The sequence below is a fragment of the Seonamhaeicola maritimus genome (assembly GCF_008056315.1).
GTDB classification, from domain to species: domain Bacteria; phylum Bacteroidota; class Bacteroidia; order Flavobacteriales; family Flavobacteriaceae; genus Seonamhaeicola; species Seonamhaeicola maritimus.
In genome coordinates this window covers 984,050-999,206 of record NZ_VRKQ01000010.1, presented here as the reverse complement: position 1 = coordinate 999,206, position 15,157 = coordinate 984,050, and the positions used below count along the sequence as shown (strand labels likewise).

Sequence of the window (15,157 nt, the reverse complement as noted above, 5' to 3'; positions counted from 1 at the left end):
AATCCTTTTAGGAAAACTCAAAAAAAATATTTACATTTAGTAATAACTAAAATTAATTATTATGGGAATAAAGAGTTTTCAAGGTGCCAGAAGGCAACAAGCAAATGCAGCGGATAAAACACCTTTAAAGGTTAGTGATTATATGACCCGAAATTTGATTACGTTTACCCCAAACCAAACTATTGAAAGTGTAATGCAATCATTAATTAAGCACCGTATTTCTGGTGGACCTGTTGTTAATGAAAAACAAGAATTAATTGGTATTATTTCTGAAGGCGATTGTATAAAACAAATTAGTGAAAGCCGCTATTACAATATGCCAATGCAAGACAAAACCATTGAAAAGCATATGGCCACAAATATTGAAACTATTGATGGCAACATGAATATTTTTGATGCCGCTAATAAGTTTTTAAATGCTAAACGCAGACGTTTTCCTATTATTGAAAATGGAAAATTAGTAGGACAGATAAGTCAGAAAGATGTTCTTAAAGCGGCCATGACATTAAAAGGTAGAAATTGGTGGAAGTAATTCTATAAATCTGTTCTTCTTGCCTGTATGAGGTCTGTTATTATTAATTTTTGAGAGTCGCTACTTTCTAGAGCTGCAATCTTTGAATAATTATATCCTGAAATGGTAGCATCTACTGCCTTCCATTTGGCAATACCTCCTACGGTAATAATTTCACCTACTTCAATAATTCGTTCTGAATATTTTAATCGTTTGTTAAAACCAAGGAAGTTTTCACTAGGTATATTAAATCCATCTAGCAATTCTTTAAACTCCGGTGTTGGGTCTTTTAAAAACCCAGAACCCGCGCTACTATCTTCAACTAAATAACTGTAATAGTTTTTTGGAGTATTTGTAGGTCTAACCAAAACCACCTCTCCCCTTTTTTCAATATAGAAATCCTGTATGTCTTCTTTTTCAATTAAGGTTCTCCAATGGGAATGCTTTCCAGTACTTACTTTCTTTTCAATTTTAAAATAATACGCTACACATTTACGCTTACTATATGGCACTACAAAAGGTTCATGCACGTGTAATACTTTACCCGTTATTTTGGTCAATTCATTAGTTTTGAATCTTAGAACAGGTTTAAAGTTAAACTTAGATAACTTTCTCAGGATTATTTGTTTTCTATTAAAATAGTAGACCAAAAAAACTATAACGATGATAGCTATTGGAATAAGTATAATAAGTAATTCTGAAGCCATAAATGGTGTTTACATTGTTAGTATTTAAATACCATAAATTGTTACTTAAGATTCCCTTTTTACCAAGGCATAGTAATCACCTTCTAATGGTAAATAACCTTGGTCATAAACAAAGTAATACACAGTTCCTTTTTTTGTGGTATAAATACTGGTAAAGTAATTAAAATCAAACCCTCTTTCAATAAGTTTTGCTCTTGATACCTTGGTTTTATTATTTGGATTTAAAGCTTCTAAAACTCTATAGTTCTTTCTAAGGCGATTATTGGTATTACGAATTAAATTTTTACTGTCTTTATTCACCCTATTATTATAGGCATTTCTACAACCATCACTACAGAATTTTTTATCAACTCTACCAACAATTTTATCACCACATTCTAAACATTGCTTTTCCATATCGCTTATTCTCTATTTTATACCAGCGAAGATTCATTTGTTCTTTTTCAAAATAAAAATCTTCCACATACTTTAATCCTATTTTTAATAATGCGTTATGGGAAGCTTCATTTCCTACTTCTGTAATACCATAAACCTCTGGCAAATTCATCACATTAAAAGCATACTCTATAGAAGCCTTACCAGACTCTGTTGCATAACCTTTACCCCAATATTTAGGTTTTAATCTATAACCAACGTCATAATATGCATCAAAACCGTTCATATTATATTCCGTATTCAACCTAAGTCCGGACCACCCAATAAAATCACCCGTATATTTCTCAATAGCAACCCAACGCCCAATACCTCTTTCTTCATACTGTTTTATAACATCTTCTACCATTATTCTAGATTCTTCAATCGTTTTCACAGGTTTGTTCCCTAGATATTTATGAACAATTGGGTTAGAATCTAACTCAAACATTCCATCTACATCTGTTATTCTCATTTCCCTTAAAATAAGACGTTCTGTTTCTATATGATAGGTCATAGTAATTTATTTATTCCCAAATGCTTTCAAGTGTATAAGGGCTTCCTTCATAAACCCAATGCTCTCCTGTTAAGAACCTGTAATTTTCATCTAGAGCCTTTATTTTGGCCATGTCACTTTCAGACAAATCAACATTTTGAGCTTCAAAATTCTGAACAATACGTCCTGAGTTCACCGATTTAGGAATTACCGAAGTTCCTCTATGCAGAGCCCAGCTTATAAGAATTTGACCGGGGGTAGCATTTTTTGATGCTGCTATTTCAAGAATTACTGGGTCTTCTAAAAGTTTAGGTTCATCTTCAGCTTTAAATTTGGCCGCCCTATCGCCTGACCCTAAAGGTGCATAAGCTGTAACATGCATATTATTAGATTTACATAAAGAAATCATATCGATTTGTTGAAAATACGGGTGAGATTCTATCTGATTCATTTCAGGTTTAATTTTGGCACTTGAAATAAGTTGCTGTAACGCTTTAGGCCCAAAATTTGAAACCCCAATATGTTTTGTTAAACCAAGCTCTACTGCTTTTTCCATGCCTTCCCAAGTAACTTCATTTGGTAATTCTTCTAAAGAAATAAAATCATCCACTTTACTAACAAACGGAATTTCCTTTTTCTGAGCAATTGGCCAATGCACTAAATAAAGGTCTAAATATTCCAATTGTAAATCGCTTAATGTCTGCTTTAAGGCTTCAATCACATCATCTTTGGCATGCATATTACACCATACTTTTGACGTAATCCAAATATTTTCTCTCTTTACAACCCCCTCATTAAAGGCTTCGCTAAGCGCCTTACCAACCTCACTTTCGTTGCCGTAAGCGGCTGCACAATCAATATGTCTATATCCGTTTTTAATTGCAGTTTTTACGGCATTGTAAACGTCTCCCTCAGCAGATTTCCAAGTTCCCAAGCCAAAAGCCGGCATTTCATCGTTATTACTAAGCTTTAATGTTTTCATCTAATTATCTTATCGTTATATTTTTAGTTGAGTACTAAATTAACACTCTTTTTACCAATCTCCAGCATACATCAAACTAGTATCTGCATTGGTTTTAAAATATTCATAATGATATCTGTTAATTTGACGAATATGTAAATAATCATGAGCCAACCAATTGTTTAAAAATTGTTTCGCACTAAGTTTTCCCAGTTGTGGATGCTCATAACTGTTACTCCAGTTGCCTTCAATTTGAGTTTTCAACCAACCAATGGATTTCTTTCGCTCATGTAAAAAATCTTCTAAAGTCTTGCTGTAATCCTTTGAATCATAATTATGCTTTTTAACCCAACCTTCCGGATCGATAGGAGGTGGAAGAATAGACGGCCTTTCTATAGTATTCTTAGTTCTTGCTCTAAAATCTAGAATTTCTTCATCTACTAAATGACATACAATTTCCAATAGATTCCATTTGTTTGGTTGTGGTCTCCACAAATATTCAGATTCTTTTTTGCCTTCCAATAAAGCTTTAAAGACAGATTGGTTCTGCTCAAGTTTATTGATTATTTCTACTAATTTCATATTAGCAATATACAAAATTTTAAATCCGTTTACAAACGACTACAAACATTTACAAACGATTTTAAACAAGTATTAACCGAATAATATTTTGAAGCTGTTTCATATTTGCAGTGTCGAAACATAAGAACTCGATTGCATTAACTGTTTAACACGAAAAATTTAAAATTATGAACGCACTTAGAAACAAAGTTCAGTTGATTGGAAGATTAGGTCAAGACCCTGAAATTATTAACTTTCAAGATGGTAACAAAATGGCAAAATTTACGCTTGCCACAGATGATAGTTACAAAGACAAAAATGGCAATAAAGTAGAGCGTGCCTACTGGCACAATGTGGTAGTAAAAGGAGGCTTGGTTAACGTGGTTGAAAACTACATTACAAAAGGCAAGGAAATTGCTGTTGAAGGAAAACTTACAAACAGAACTTACGAAACCAAAGAAGGTGATAAAAGATATGTTACTGAAATACTTTGCAATGAATTATTAATGCTTAGTAAGTAACAATGTTGGTTTGCTATTAATCAGAAAGAGGCTCTTTACGGAGCCTCTTTTATTTTTTTACATTATCCTTATTAAAATAACCACCTTTATTTTCTTTACGCTCTAAAGACTGACCAATTATAAGGTGAGATACATTAATCATATTTCTAAGCTCACATAACGAAGCTGTTATTTTTGACTCACGGTATAAATCTTCAACCTCCTTATAAATCACGTCTAGATGTGTTATTGCACGCTTTAATCGTTTATTACTTCTAACAATACCAACATAATCTCTCATTAAAGCTTGAAGACTTTTAAGGCTATGTCTTATAAGTATATGCTCTTCAGGAATGGTAGTTCCTTCATCATTCCATTCTGGTATAACAACATCAAGTTTCTTATATTCATTCTCACAATGATGTTTAAATATATTATGCGCATAAACTAAAGCTTCTAACAACGAATTTGATGCCAGTCTATTAGCACCATGCAAGCCCGTTCTTGAACATTCACCACATGCAAAAAGGTTTTCAATTGTAGTCTTTCCGCTTTTATCTACTTCAATACCGCCGCATAAATAATGAGAAGCTGGCACAACAGGAATCCAATCTTTTTCAACGTTAATATGAAGTGATAAACATTTATTATATATAGTTGGGAAGTGTGTTTTAAAACCTTCCATATCTAAATGAGTGCAGTCTAAAAACACATGGCTATCTCCAGCTTTTTTCATCTCAGCATCAATACTTTGAGACACAATGTCTCTGGATGCTAATTCTGCTCTATCATCATAATCTAGCATAAACCGTTTACCTTTTCTGTTTCTAAGGTAAGCTCCAAAGCCTCTCACAGCTTCCGAAATCAAAAATGCTGACTCTCCTTTTCTTTGGTAAAGTGCAGTTGGGTGGAATTGCACAAACTCCATATCTCTAATCCTTGCCTTTGCTCTATACGCCATAGCAACACCATCGCCTGTAGCAATTACAGGATTTGTTGTATGCCCATAAACACAACCAATACCACCAGATGCCAACAAAGTAGCATTAGCTTGAACCGTAAAAATTTCACCACTCTTTTCATTTAACACATAGGCTCCGTAACAAGAAATATCTGATTCATCAGTGCCTTTAATTTGGTGATTTGTAATTAAATCTATAGCAAAATGATGTGGTAGTAAAGTAATATTTGGTAGTTGATGTACTCTTTTCAGCAAAGTGCGTTCAACTTCAGCACCAGTTAAATCTTTATGATGAACAACCCGATATTCTGAATGCCCTCCTTCTTTTCCTAAATCTAAATTACCAGTAGAATCTTCATCAAAATTGGCTCCCCATTGAATGAGTTCTTTTAATCTTTGAGGGCCTTCTTCAATAACCATTTTCACTACCCCTTCATCACACAAACCATCGCCAGCAATAAGCGTGTCATCAATATGTTTTTTAAACGAATCTTCTTCTTTATTTTGCACAACAGCCATACCGCCTTGGGCATATTTGGTGTTAGATTCATCTTCGGCATCCTTAGTAACAATGACTACAGTGCGATCTGGAAATTTTTCAGCAATTTTAACCGAAAAAGTCAAACCTGCAACTCCAGACCCTATTACTAAGTAATTAGCTTCTAACATACTATTTAGACAGTTCTAACATACGTTCTATTGGCAATAATGCACGTGTTCTTAAAGGTTCTGGAACATCAATAGCTGGTGATTCATTCAATAAACAATCATAAAGTTTTTGCATGGTGTTCATTTTCATAAAATGACATTCACTACATGCACATGTATTATCCTCTACTGCAGGAGCAGGAATTAATTCTGTATTAGGCATTTCCAGTTGCATCTTGTGTAAAATACCAGCCTCTGTAGCCACAATAAACTTTTGATCTTGATGTTCTTTCACGTAATTAATCATTCCAGAAGTAGAGCCAATATACGTTGCTGTATCTAAAATATGTTCTTCAGATTCAGGGTGAGCAATAATTTTGTAGTCAGGATGCTTTTTATGTAGTTCAATAAGCTTATCCATTGAAAAGGCTTCATGCACCACACAAGCACCATCCCAAAGCAACATGTCCCTACCTGTTTCTTTCATTATATATCTTCCCAGATTTTTATCTGGAGCAAAAATAATAGGTGTTTCTTTTGGAATAGAATTTACAATCTTTAAAGCATTTGATGATGTACAAACAATATCACTCAATGCTTTAATTTCAGCAGAACAATTCACATATGTAATCACAATATGATCTGGGTGTTGTTCTGTGAATTTTTTAAATGGTCCTGGAGGACATGAATCAGCAAGAGAACAACCTGCATTCAAATCTGGTAAAACTACCTTTTTTGATGGGCTTAATATTTTAGCTGTTTCTGCCATAAAATGAACGCCAGCAAATACAATAATATCAGCATCTGTTTCAGCGGCTTGTTGTGATAAACCTAAACTATCACCTACATAATCTGCAATATCTTGTATAGCACCATCTTGATAATAATGTGCTAAAATTATTGCGTTCTTTTCCTTCCTTAATCGGTTTATTTCTTTTACTAAATCCATTGTAAACCCCTTTTCCTAAATAAAATTATAAAACAAATTTGGTTGAAGTTAACCAAATTTCAAGGTACAAATATCTTAATTAAAATTTTTAATAAATTATGTTTCACCTAAAAAAAGACTATGAATTAAGAACCAATAATCTTTTTATAAATTCATTAAACTATTGTTAAGTAAACACTTAAATTATTAATAAAACTAAAACAAGAATTTGTCGACCTATTAATATTATTGGGCTAATGACAAGTTGTTAATGCGTATCTGAATTTGTTTTAAAGTAGTTTCACTCCTTTCTAACTCCTTTAAAGCAGAAACCTTCACCTCTTCTAATAAGCTATTCACATTACTAAATAATTGCTTATAATATTCTATACCAGATTGCATATTATTTGAAAATGTTTTCAAATATCTTTCCTCTTTTTTATTGAAAGTATGCCTCACATTTTCAATTCTATTTTTTAAAAAGTCGGTATAGATATTTAATTCTTTAATAAACATATTGGGTCTGTCTGTTCTAGAAATCATGTTATCACGCCCATAAATATGGTCCGTAATATTTTTCAAACTCATAACATTTGAATAATATGCCATATTTGGGCCAGGACAAATTGAAACTCCTGTACCTTCAACCTTAGTATCTAAACCATGTGCCAATAAAGCAGAAGTCCCCAAACCTACACAAGTACAAGACTTCTCGGTTATATCATTTAATTGAGCTTGATGTTCTTCATTAGTTAAATCTTTCGACTTTAATTCGTTTATTTTTAAATTTTGATACTTTCTTGAAGCTGTACAAGCACCCTTTTCGGTAAACTCTTTGTTAAGGGCCACAAACTTTTTAGGACATGAACTCCCTGGTCTTCCTTTAGCAATAAAGCCTTCTTTTTCCGTATCCTTGGTATTACTTTTAAGGTTGTTAAAAGGTACCCCAAGAGGCGATATATTACTTAAATATAAATCTTCTTCTTTAGCCTTAGTCAACTTTTTTAAAGTATCATTATCAACTGTTGTAGCTTCTGGAACCAGTAAAAATGGACTTCCCCAACCTACAGAATCTAGGGCGTATTCGTCCATTAAAAATTCGTGTTCTTCATGCGTACCAACGCCTCCCTGAGCTGAAATTTCTAACTTCAAATGCTGCTTAGGAATCACACGTCCGGTATTTTCTAATTCTTTATTTAAAAGCTCCTGAATTGTACTTCTTAACGCCTCTCGATTCTCTTTAAACTCTGCCAAAACCGGTCCTAACAAATAGCCTTCAGTTGCAAATGCATGCCCTCCACAATTAAGACCAGACTCAATTCTATATTCAGATACCCACAAACCTTTTTTAGCCAAAAATTTACCTTGAATTAATGCCGACCTATAATCACTTACTTTTAAAATAATGCGTTTTTTAAAGACGCCATTTAGGTCTGGATAAAAATCATCAAACTGAGCCATATAAGAAAACAACCTAGGGTTTAATCCAGCCGACAGAATAACCGAAGCATTCAAATTACTTGTTGCAAATCCTCTTAACGCTGCATGTGCATCATTATACTCAGTGGGTAATTTTTCACTTTTTATATAATTATCCTTATCAACTTTGGTCATGATATTTACATCAATACTTCCCTTTTTCAAATTTTTAAAACCCCAATTTTTAATTTCGGAAGTATGAAATCCTTTTTCGGTAAGTTTGAAAAATTCTTCTTTAAGCTTTTCTCCATTTGGAAGCATATTCAAATACGCTTTAATGTCTTCTATTTTATCATGCGAAATAGTTTTAAGAGATTCAAATTTCTCATCAACCAAATCGTTCATCAAATTTAGATAAGAGGTAATGCGCTTAGACCTAAAATCAATTACCTTATTAGTGATTTCGGTGTATGGCATTTCAAATTTTTCGCAGTACATCTTTCTTAATCGTTCTAACAAAATATCGTCTACTAAAGAAATAACTGAGTCTATTCCATATTGAGCTACCTTTAAGGGTGTATCTATCGTGAATCCAATACCCATTACAGGGATATGGAATGAATGTTTATGTTTCATGTGAAAAAGTTCTAATTTATTAAATGGCTTAAGCACCAAAAAAACAGCAAAGGTATACCCTTGACTTCCGTTATAATATGATATTTATCATGCTGATTAGAGGGTTATGAACTCTCCCAGTAAGAGATGCGTTTAACTTAAGGCACAAAAAGGATTATAAAAATTGAACGATACACTCGGTTTCTTTCATTTTTCTTAATAACAATCAATGAAACAATAAAAATTAATAAAACTTCAAGCTACTTAGGGTCTTTAAATAAAGCTTTATTATTTTTACCCTCAATTTACACTAGAGCAAAAGCATGTCAGTAAAACCAAAATTAACCAGATTCCAACAAAATGTAGTGTCTAAATATCAAATATACAATAGTATATTTATGACATTACCATTTGATGCTATAACCAAAACAGGCGTATTATTACCATTATTTCATGAAACTTGTGAAAAGGGTTTTAAGAATGGAGACAACCCTACAACCATTGTAGAAACATTCTTTGAAAAATACCAAGGGCGCAGAAATGAGCAAAGTCAAATAAACTTACTTTTTAGATTTATTCAATATATAGAAAGACAAGTTGTACTGTTTGATGCTGTTGAAGATGCCGCATTTCCAGTTGTAAATAATATGGATGGTGTTGGTACCCTTAGAAATTTAAAAGGGTCTGCAACCTCTGAAGGTAAGATGAAAGAACTTCAGGAGTTTTTAGAAGAGTTTAAAGTACGTATTGTTTTAACGGCGCACCCTACACAATTCTACCCTGGTTCTGTTTTAGGAATCATCACTAATTTAAAACATGCTATTGAAGATAATAACTTATCAGAAATTAATAATCTCTTTGGGCAATTAGGAAAAACACCTTTCTTTAAACACAAAAAACCAACCCCGTATGATGAAGCAAAAAGCTTAATCTGGTACTTGGAAAATGTGTTTTACAAAACCTTCGGTGAAATTTACAATTACATACAAACCAATATTTATGCTGATGGTAAAAAACATAACGAGATTATCAATATTGGATTTTGGCCTGGTGGCGATAGAGACGGAAATCCTTTTGTAAAGCCAGAAACAACCCTTAAAGTAGCCAAAAAACTAAAAAAGGCAATTCTTAAAAGGTATTACGAAGACTTAAAAGATTTAAGAAAGAAGTTAACGTTTAGAGGTGTAGAAGAGCGCGTAATAAGGTTAGAAACTATTCTGTATAATTACAGTATAGATTTAAAATACAAGAAAAGAATCACTGCTAAAGAACTTAGATTAGAGTTATTAAGCATAAGGAATGTGATTGTTAATGAACACCAATCTTTGTACGTGAATGAATTAAACAACTTAATTAACAGAGTTCATTTATTCGGATTCAGATTTGCCTCTTTAGACATAAGACAAGATAGTAGAATTCATCACTCTGTATTTACTACCGTTGCAGATTATTTAATAGGTAAAGGGAACTCCTCTTTCCCAGATAATTATCATGATTTATCTGAAAGTGATCAAATAAAAATCTTATCTAAGGTTACAGACACACTTGATGATTTAGAAGTTTTTGAAGATGAAATGGTAGGTAACACCCTAAAAACAATTGGTGTTATTAAGAAGATACAAAGTATGAACGGTGAACGCGGTGCTAATAGATATATTATTAGTAATAACCAGACGGCACTTAATGTTATGCAGCTATTTGCTATGTTAAAAATGGTGGCATTTCAAGATAATTTAACTGTTGATATAGCGCCTTTATTTGAAACTATTCCGGATTTAGAAAATGCACCTCAGGTTATGGAACAATTGTACCAAAACCCAGAATACATGGCTCATTTAAGAGCAAGAGGCAGCAAGCAAAACATCATGCTTGGTTTCTCTGACGGAACAAAAGATGGTGGTTACTTAATGGCAAACTGGGGTATTTATAAAGCAAAAGAATTGCTTACTGAAATGTCTAGAAAATATGATATTACTGCTATTTTCTTTGACGGGCGTGGTGGACCACCAGCAAGAGGTGGTGGTAGAACACATAACTTCTACTCTTCTTTAGGGCCTACTATTGAAGATAAAGAAGTACAGTTAACTATTCAAGGACAAACAGTTAGTTCTAATTTTGGCACACTTGATTCTTCACAATACAACCTTGAACAATTAATTAGTTCTGGTATTAAAAACAGAATTGATGGTGAAAGAAACAAACTATCTGATGAAGATAGAGTTGTGATGAATGATTTAGCAGAAACTAGTTATCAGGTTTATAAAGACTTTAAGAGTCACCCAATGTTTATTCCTTATTTAGAACGCATGAGTACTTTAAAATACTATGCCAAAACTAATATTGGAAGTAGACCTTCAAAACGAGGATCATCTAATAAGTTAGTGTTTTCAGATTTAAGAGCAATTCCTTTTGTAGGGTCTTGGAGTCAATTAAAACAAAACGTTCCAGGTTTTTACGGTGTTGGTACTGCATTAAAAATGTATGAAGATAGAGGTGAATTTGACAAGGTAGAGCAACTTTACAACAACTCTAAATTCTTTAAAACACTATTAGAAAATAGTATGATGTCTTTAACAAAGTCATTCTTTGATTTAACCAAATATATGGCTGATGACCCTGAGTTTGGAGAATTTTGGACAATCATATACAATGAGTACCTAGAAACCAAACGCTTATTATTAAAAGTTTCTGGTTACGACGAACTTATGGAAAATGAACCTGCAGGTAAAGCATCAATTGGTGTTAGAGAATCTATTGTGTTACCGCTATTAACTATTCAGCAATATGCATTGAAAAAGGTTCAAGAATTAAATAAGGCCGAAGTTAAAGATGAAGAGCAAATCAAAATCTTCGAAAAGATTGTAACGCGTTCTTTATTTGGTAATATTAACGCTAGTAGAAATTCAGCTTAAATTGTTTTAAGCATCATTTATTAAAAAAGGGTAAACTCTTTAAAGTTTACCCTTTTTCTTTTTACCGCTTCTTTAAGATAGCAACTATCTGCTAGATTCCAAATATTCAAATTAATTCAACCCAAATAAATGTAACAGATTTTATAACCCAAAAATATATCACTACAAACTCATATTTAAAGCTAAAACAGGTTATTTACATAATTTCAAGCCTCACTATCCCATACTTATTTTAAATAACTTCAGTATGCTATATAAAAACAAACCCCAAGCTAAAAGACTTGGGGTTGCATAATACCTTTAAGTTAGGATTAATTAAAAGTATTGAAGTAATATATAAAGTAACTTAAAAAAGGGTGTCTAAAATAAAGACACCCTTTTTACTAACTATAAACTAATTATTAAATACTAGTGCTCGTTCATACGGAAGTCTGCATAAGCACTCATTCCATGCTCATGACCATCAAGTCCTTCCAATTCTTCTTTTTCAGAAACTCTAATACCAACTGTTTTCTTCATTATAAAGAATATAATAAATGAAGATGGTATACAAATAGCAGCATAAGATAACACTCCTACTAACTGACTAATGAATTGATCTACTCCTGCTAAAGCTCCAAAAAGACCAACAGCTAAAGTTCCCCAGATACCACAAATTAAGTGTACTGCAATAGCACCAACTGGATCATCTAACCTTAATCTATCTATAAAGCTAACCGCAAATACAATTAACGCACCCGCAATAGCTCCAATAACAATCGCATTTTCAGGACTCATTTGGTCTGCACCAGCAGTAATACCAACTAAACCTCCTAAAATACCATTTAAAAACATAGTTAAATCTAAGTTTTTATATCTTAAGAATGATACCAATGCAGCAACTACACCACCTGCAGCAGCAGCTAAACATGTAGTTACTAAAGTTAAAGATGTTAATTCTGGATCTGCAGATAATACAGAACCACCGTTAAATCCGAACCATCCTAACCATAATATTAATACACCAGCTGTTGCTAATGGAATACTATGTCCTGGAATAGCCTGAGGCTTACCGTCTTTAAATTTACCAATTCTAGATCCTAGTAAATAAACCGCTACTAAAGCAGCCCAACCACCAACGGAGTGTACTAATGTAGAACCAGCAAAGTCATAAAAAGGAGTTTCTCTCATATCTAAGAATCCACCACCCCATTTCCAAGATCCTGCTAAAGGATAAATGATTCCTACGTAAATTACCGTAAAGATCATAAATGGTCCAATTTTAACACGCTCAGCAACAGCTCCAGATACAATAGTTGCAGCTGTAGCAGCAAACATACCTTGGAATAAGAAATCTGTCCACCAAGTATATCCGCCATCAGCATATTCTGGAGTCATTCCTCCTTCTGGTGGTGCTATACCAAATCCTGCGAATTCAAAAAACCCTGAAGATCCTTCTGCAAATCCTGGATACATTAAGTTGAATCCTAAAATGTAATATAATAAAAGACCCGCTGTAATAATAAAGATGTTCTTAAATAATATGTTGATTGTATTTTTTTGTCTTGTTAACCCAATTTCTAAAAATGCGAACCCTGTGTGCATGAAGAAAACGAGTGCCGTACAGACCATCATCCATACGTTATTTGCTGTAAATAATCCTTCCATAATTAAATGATTTTTTAGTGTTTATTATTTTAAAGTGTCTCCACCCTTTTCTCCTGTTCTTATTCTGTAAACCTCATTGATATCAGATACAAATATTTTTCCATCACCTACTTCCCCAGTTGATGCAGCTTCCAATATTGCCTTGATAGTTACCTCTTCAAAATCATCATTTACAACGATTGATAAATGTCTACGTTGAATATCACTTGTGCTATATGACACCCCTCTATATACATGTCCTTCTTTTTCATTCCCTAAACCGGTTACATCCCAGTAAGAGAAAAAGTTTACTCCAACTTCATGTAGTGCTTCTTTTACTACGCTGTACTTGGACTTTCTAATAATTGCTTCAATTTTCTTCATAATTGAATTATTTTTTAATGGTTAGACATTTAATCAAAAGCACTGCTTTAAGCAATGCTTTTGATTTTCTTTATATGTTAGAATGAGTAGATTGCGGCTAAAACAAATGAACTTAAGCTTTTTGAAGGCATTAAATCATTGTCCATAAAAGCATCATCAGATGCACTATCTAATCTAAGTTCTGGCTTAATTGTTAAATTGTCAACAGCAAAACTTCCAGTTAATGTTAAAGCAAATACTTCTGAATCTTCAACACCTGTTCCAATGGCACCAAAATCACCATCTTCAACAAAAAACTCTCCTCTTAAACCTATTGTAAAAGAATCTGAAGTAGCTAATTGAGGATAAAGAGCTACACCCGTAAATCCACCTTCATCATCTTTAAGTGTTAAGTGAGCAGCGTTAATTCCTAAGTAGAAAGAATCTGAAATATCAACTCCTCCTGTGAAATCTATTTCTGTAAAACGCGTATCCATTAAAAGGTTTAAGTACTGACCAACAAATCCGAATTGAGCTCCAAATGAATAACTTCCATCAGGATTAAACTCAGTTAAATCTGTGTCATTCATAACACCTAACATTAAGCTAAAATCATCTGATAAAGTAATATCTGCTTTTATACCAGTATGACTAAAAGGACCATAAGAGAATAAATAAGAAGTACTATAGTTAAAGTTTGCTACCGGAGAAATAACTTCATATCCTAAGAATGTATTAAAGTTACCCATTGTAAGTGTTAAATTATCACTAACATTCCAGTAAGCATATAATTGGTTAACTATGTCTCCTGTTCTTGAATACATTGGAGATTCAAAAATTGCATCTGTCCCTCTAGGGCCAAATACTAAATCAGCAACAAACCCTGCTTTTTCGCCTTCGTAACTAGCAATAACATTTGCCATACCAATAGCAAAACCGTTTAGATTAGCAAATGAAGAACCTGGAGCAATAGCATCCACATCGTTTCTAGCATTTAGGTTAGTTCTGTAATAAGCATCAACACTACCACTAATACTTAATGATGGTTTAGCTTCTTCCTCTTGTGCAAATATTGCCGTGGCAACAAAAAGCATTGTAAGTGTAAATAATTTTTTCATAATCGTTTTCAATTTTAAGTTATTAATTATGTTCAATTTTCTTTAAGAATGGGTCAAAACTATGTCAAAAAGATTTAACCCCCATAAAAAATAGGGGGTATTGATTCATTTTTAGAGATATTTTAATTTTTACCCTCTTTTTTTATAGGTATTCACATAATTTTTTGATTTTTTGGTTTTTCTACAACAGGAATGTTTGAAATATTGTCAGTATTTTCAATCTTTTAATATTATTCTTTTCAATAATTTCATATTTCATTATTATTAATTCACATATTCTCATTTATTATTAAATTTTAGCGATTGAATATTTATTAAAAAACTTCGGGAATATTGATATATAATTATTTTTATCTCTACTTAGTCACTAAAATCGAAATAATGAAATGCCCATTATTATAAATTTAAAATCTATACCTA

The 15,157-nt window shown here is 32.7% G+C and carries 14 protein-coding genes; 3 read left to right on the top strand and 11 right to left on the bottom strand.

What is annotated here, in order from left to right; translation table 11 throughout:
* The first annotated feature begins 61 nt into the window (after positions 1-61).
* Positions 62-532, top strand: coding sequence for a CBS domain-containing protein (locus FUA22_RS12560; protein WP_147768859.1), 471 nt, complete (start codon positions 62-64; stop codon positions 530-532).
* A 2-nt stretch (positions 533-534) separates the two neighbouring features.
* On the opposite strand, the gene FUA22_RS12555 is transcribed toward FUA22_RS12560, so the two are convergent.
* From FUA22_RS12555 to FUA22_RS12535, 5 genes are all read right to left on the bottom strand, one after another.
* Complete coding sequence (locus FUA22_RS12555) at positions 535-1,071, bottom strand: hypothetical protein (protein ID WP_147768857.1); 537 nt, start codon at positions 1,069-1,071, stop codon at positions 535-537.
* A 192-nt stretch (positions 1,072-1,263) separates the two neighbouring features.
* The gene (locus FUA22_RS12550; RefSeq protein WP_147768855.1) at positions 1,264-1,614 is read right to left on the bottom strand and encodes a hypothetical protein; all 351 of its coding nucleotides are present in this window, start codon (positions 1,612-1,614) and stop codon (positions 1,264-1,266) included.
* Positions 1,586-2,146: a GNAT family N-acetyltransferase gene (locus FUA22_RS12545; RefSeq protein WP_147768853.1), complete on the bottom strand. Its 561-nt coding sequence runs from the start codon at positions 2,144-2,146 to the stop codon at positions 1,586-1,588. Before FUA22_RS12545 ends, FUA22_RS12550 begins: the two co-directional genes overlap by 29 nt.
* 10 nt (positions 2,147-2,156) lie before the next feature.
* Positions 2,157-3,107, bottom strand: a complete 951-nt coding sequence (locus FUA22_RS12540; RefSeq protein ID WP_147768851.1) for an aldo/keto reductase — start codon at positions 3,105-3,107, stop codon at positions 2,157-2,159.
* 51 nt (positions 3,108-3,158) lie between these two features.
* The gene (locus FUA22_RS12535; protein WP_147768849.1) at positions 3,159-3,668 is read right to left on the bottom strand and encodes a DinB family protein; all 510 of its coding nucleotides are present in this window, start codon (positions 3,666-3,668) and stop codon (positions 3,159-3,161) included.
* A 167-nt stretch (positions 3,669-3,835) separates the two neighbouring features.
* Between FUA22_RS12535 and FUA22_RS12530 the strand changes: the two genes are divergently transcribed.
* Positions 3,836-4,168 (top strand): single-stranded DNA-binding protein, encoded by a 333-nt coding sequence (locus FUA22_RS12530; RefSeq protein ID WP_147768847.1) that lies wholly within the window; start codon positions 3,836-3,838, stop codon positions 4,166-4,168.
* 49 nt (positions 4,169-4,217) lie between these two features.
* Here the strand turns inward: FUA22_RS12530 and nadB are convergent, their stop codons facing one another.
* The 3 genes from nadB to FUA22_RS12515 form a co-directional block, all read right to left on the bottom strand.
* Positions 4,218-5,777, bottom strand: a complete 1,560-nt coding sequence (gene nadB, locus FUA22_RS12525) for an L-aspartate oxidase (protein WP_147768845.1) — start codon at positions 5,775-5,777, stop codon at positions 4,218-4,220.
* Position 5,778: 1 nt separating this feature from the next.
* Complete coding sequence (gene nadA / locus FUA22_RS12520) at positions 5,779-6,705, bottom strand: quinolinate synthase NadA (protein ID WP_147768843.1); 927 nt, start codon at positions 6,703-6,705, stop codon at positions 5,779-5,781.
* Positions 6,706-6,930: 225 nt separating this feature from the next.
* Positions 6,931-8,739, bottom strand: a complete 1,809-nt coding sequence (locus FUA22_RS12515) for a hypothetical protein (protein ID WP_147768842.1) — start codon at positions 8,737-8,739, stop codon at positions 6,931-6,933.
* Between the two features lie 302 nt (positions 8,740-9,041).
* Here FUA22_RS12515 and FUA22_RS12510 point away from each other — a divergent pair, with 302 nt between their 5' ends.
* Positions 9,042-11,630: a phosphoenolpyruvate carboxylase gene (locus FUA22_RS12510; protein ID WP_147768840.1), complete on the top strand. Its 2,589-nt coding sequence runs from the start codon at positions 9,042-9,044 to the stop codon at positions 11,628-11,630.
* 408 nt (positions 11,631-12,038) lie between these two features.
* On the opposite strand, the gene FUA22_RS12505 is transcribed toward FUA22_RS12510, so the two are convergent.
* From FUA22_RS12505 to FUA22_RS12495, 3 genes are all read right to left on the bottom strand, one after another.
* Positions 12,039-13,277: an ammonium transporter gene (locus FUA22_RS12505; protein ID WP_147768837.1), complete on the bottom strand. Its 1,239-nt coding sequence runs from the start codon at positions 13,275-13,277 to the stop codon at positions 12,039-12,041.
* A 24-nt stretch (positions 13,278-13,301) separates the two neighbouring features.
* Entirely contained in the window at positions 13,302-13,640 is a 339-nt protein-coding gene (locus FUA22_RS12500) for a P-II family nitrogen regulator (protein ID WP_147768835.1), read from the bottom strand.
* A 77-nt stretch (positions 13,641-13,717) separates the two neighbouring features.
* Positions 13,718-14,737 carry a porin gene (locus FUA22_RS12495; RefSeq protein WP_147768833.1) on the bottom strand — a complete coding sequence of 340 codons (1,020 nt, stop codon included), beginning with the start codon at positions 14,735-14,737 and terminating at the stop codon, positions 13,718-13,720.
* Positions 14,738-15,157: the final 420 nt, after the last annotated feature.

Bases quoted from the DNA above. Each gene is read 5' to 3' on its own strand.
- FUA22_RS12505 (WP_147768837.1), bottom strand. From the start codon at position 13,277: ATGGAAGGATTATTTACAGCAAATAACGTATGGATGATGGTCTGTACG.
- FUA22_RS12500 (WP_147768835.1), bottom strand. From the start codon at position 13,640: ATGAAGAAAATTGAAGCAATTATTAGAAAGTCCAAGTACAGCGTAGTA.
- FUA22_RS12550 (WP_147768855.1), bottom strand. From the start codon at position 1,614: ATGGAAAAGCAATGTTTAGAATGTGGTGATAAAATTGTTGGTAGAGTT.
- FUA22_RS12535 (WP_147768849.1), bottom strand. From the start codon at position 3,668: ATGAAATTAGTAGAAATAATCAATAAACTTGAGCAGAACCAATCTGTC.
- FUA22_RS12530 (WP_147768847.1), top strand. From the start codon at position 3,836: ATGAACGCACTTAGAAACAAAGTTCAGTTGATTGGAAGATTAGGTCAA.
- FUA22_RS12560 (WP_147768859.1), top strand. From the start codon at position 62: ATGGGAATAAAGAGTTTTCAAGGTGCCAGAAGGCAACAAGCAAATGCA.
- FUA22_RS12515 (WP_147768842.1), bottom strand. From the start codon at position 8,739: ATGAAACATAAACATTCATTCCATATCCCTGTAATGGGTATTGGATTC.
- FUA22_RS12545 (WP_147768853.1), bottom strand. From the start codon at position 2,146: ATGACCTATCATATAGAAACAGAACGTCTTATTTTAAGGGAAATGAGA.
- FUA22_RS12510 (WP_147768840.1), top strand. From the start codon at position 9,042: ATGTCAGTAAAACCAAAATTAACCAGATTCCAACAAAATGTAGTGTCT.
- FUA22_RS12495 (WP_147768833.1), bottom strand. From the start codon at position 14,737: ATGAAAAAATTATTTACACTTACAATGCTTTTTGTTGCCACGGCAATA.
- nadA (WP_147768843.1), bottom strand. From the start codon at position 6,705: ATGGATTTAGTAAAAGAAATAAACCGATTAAGGAAGGAAAAGAACGCA.
- nadB (WP_147768845.1), bottom strand. From the start codon at position 5,777: ATGTTAGAAGCTAATTACTTAGTAATAGGGTCTGGAGTTGCAGGTTTG.
- FUA22_RS12540 (WP_147768851.1), bottom strand. From the start codon at position 3,107: ATGAAAACATTAAAGCTTAGTAATAACGATGAAATGCCGGCTTTTGGC.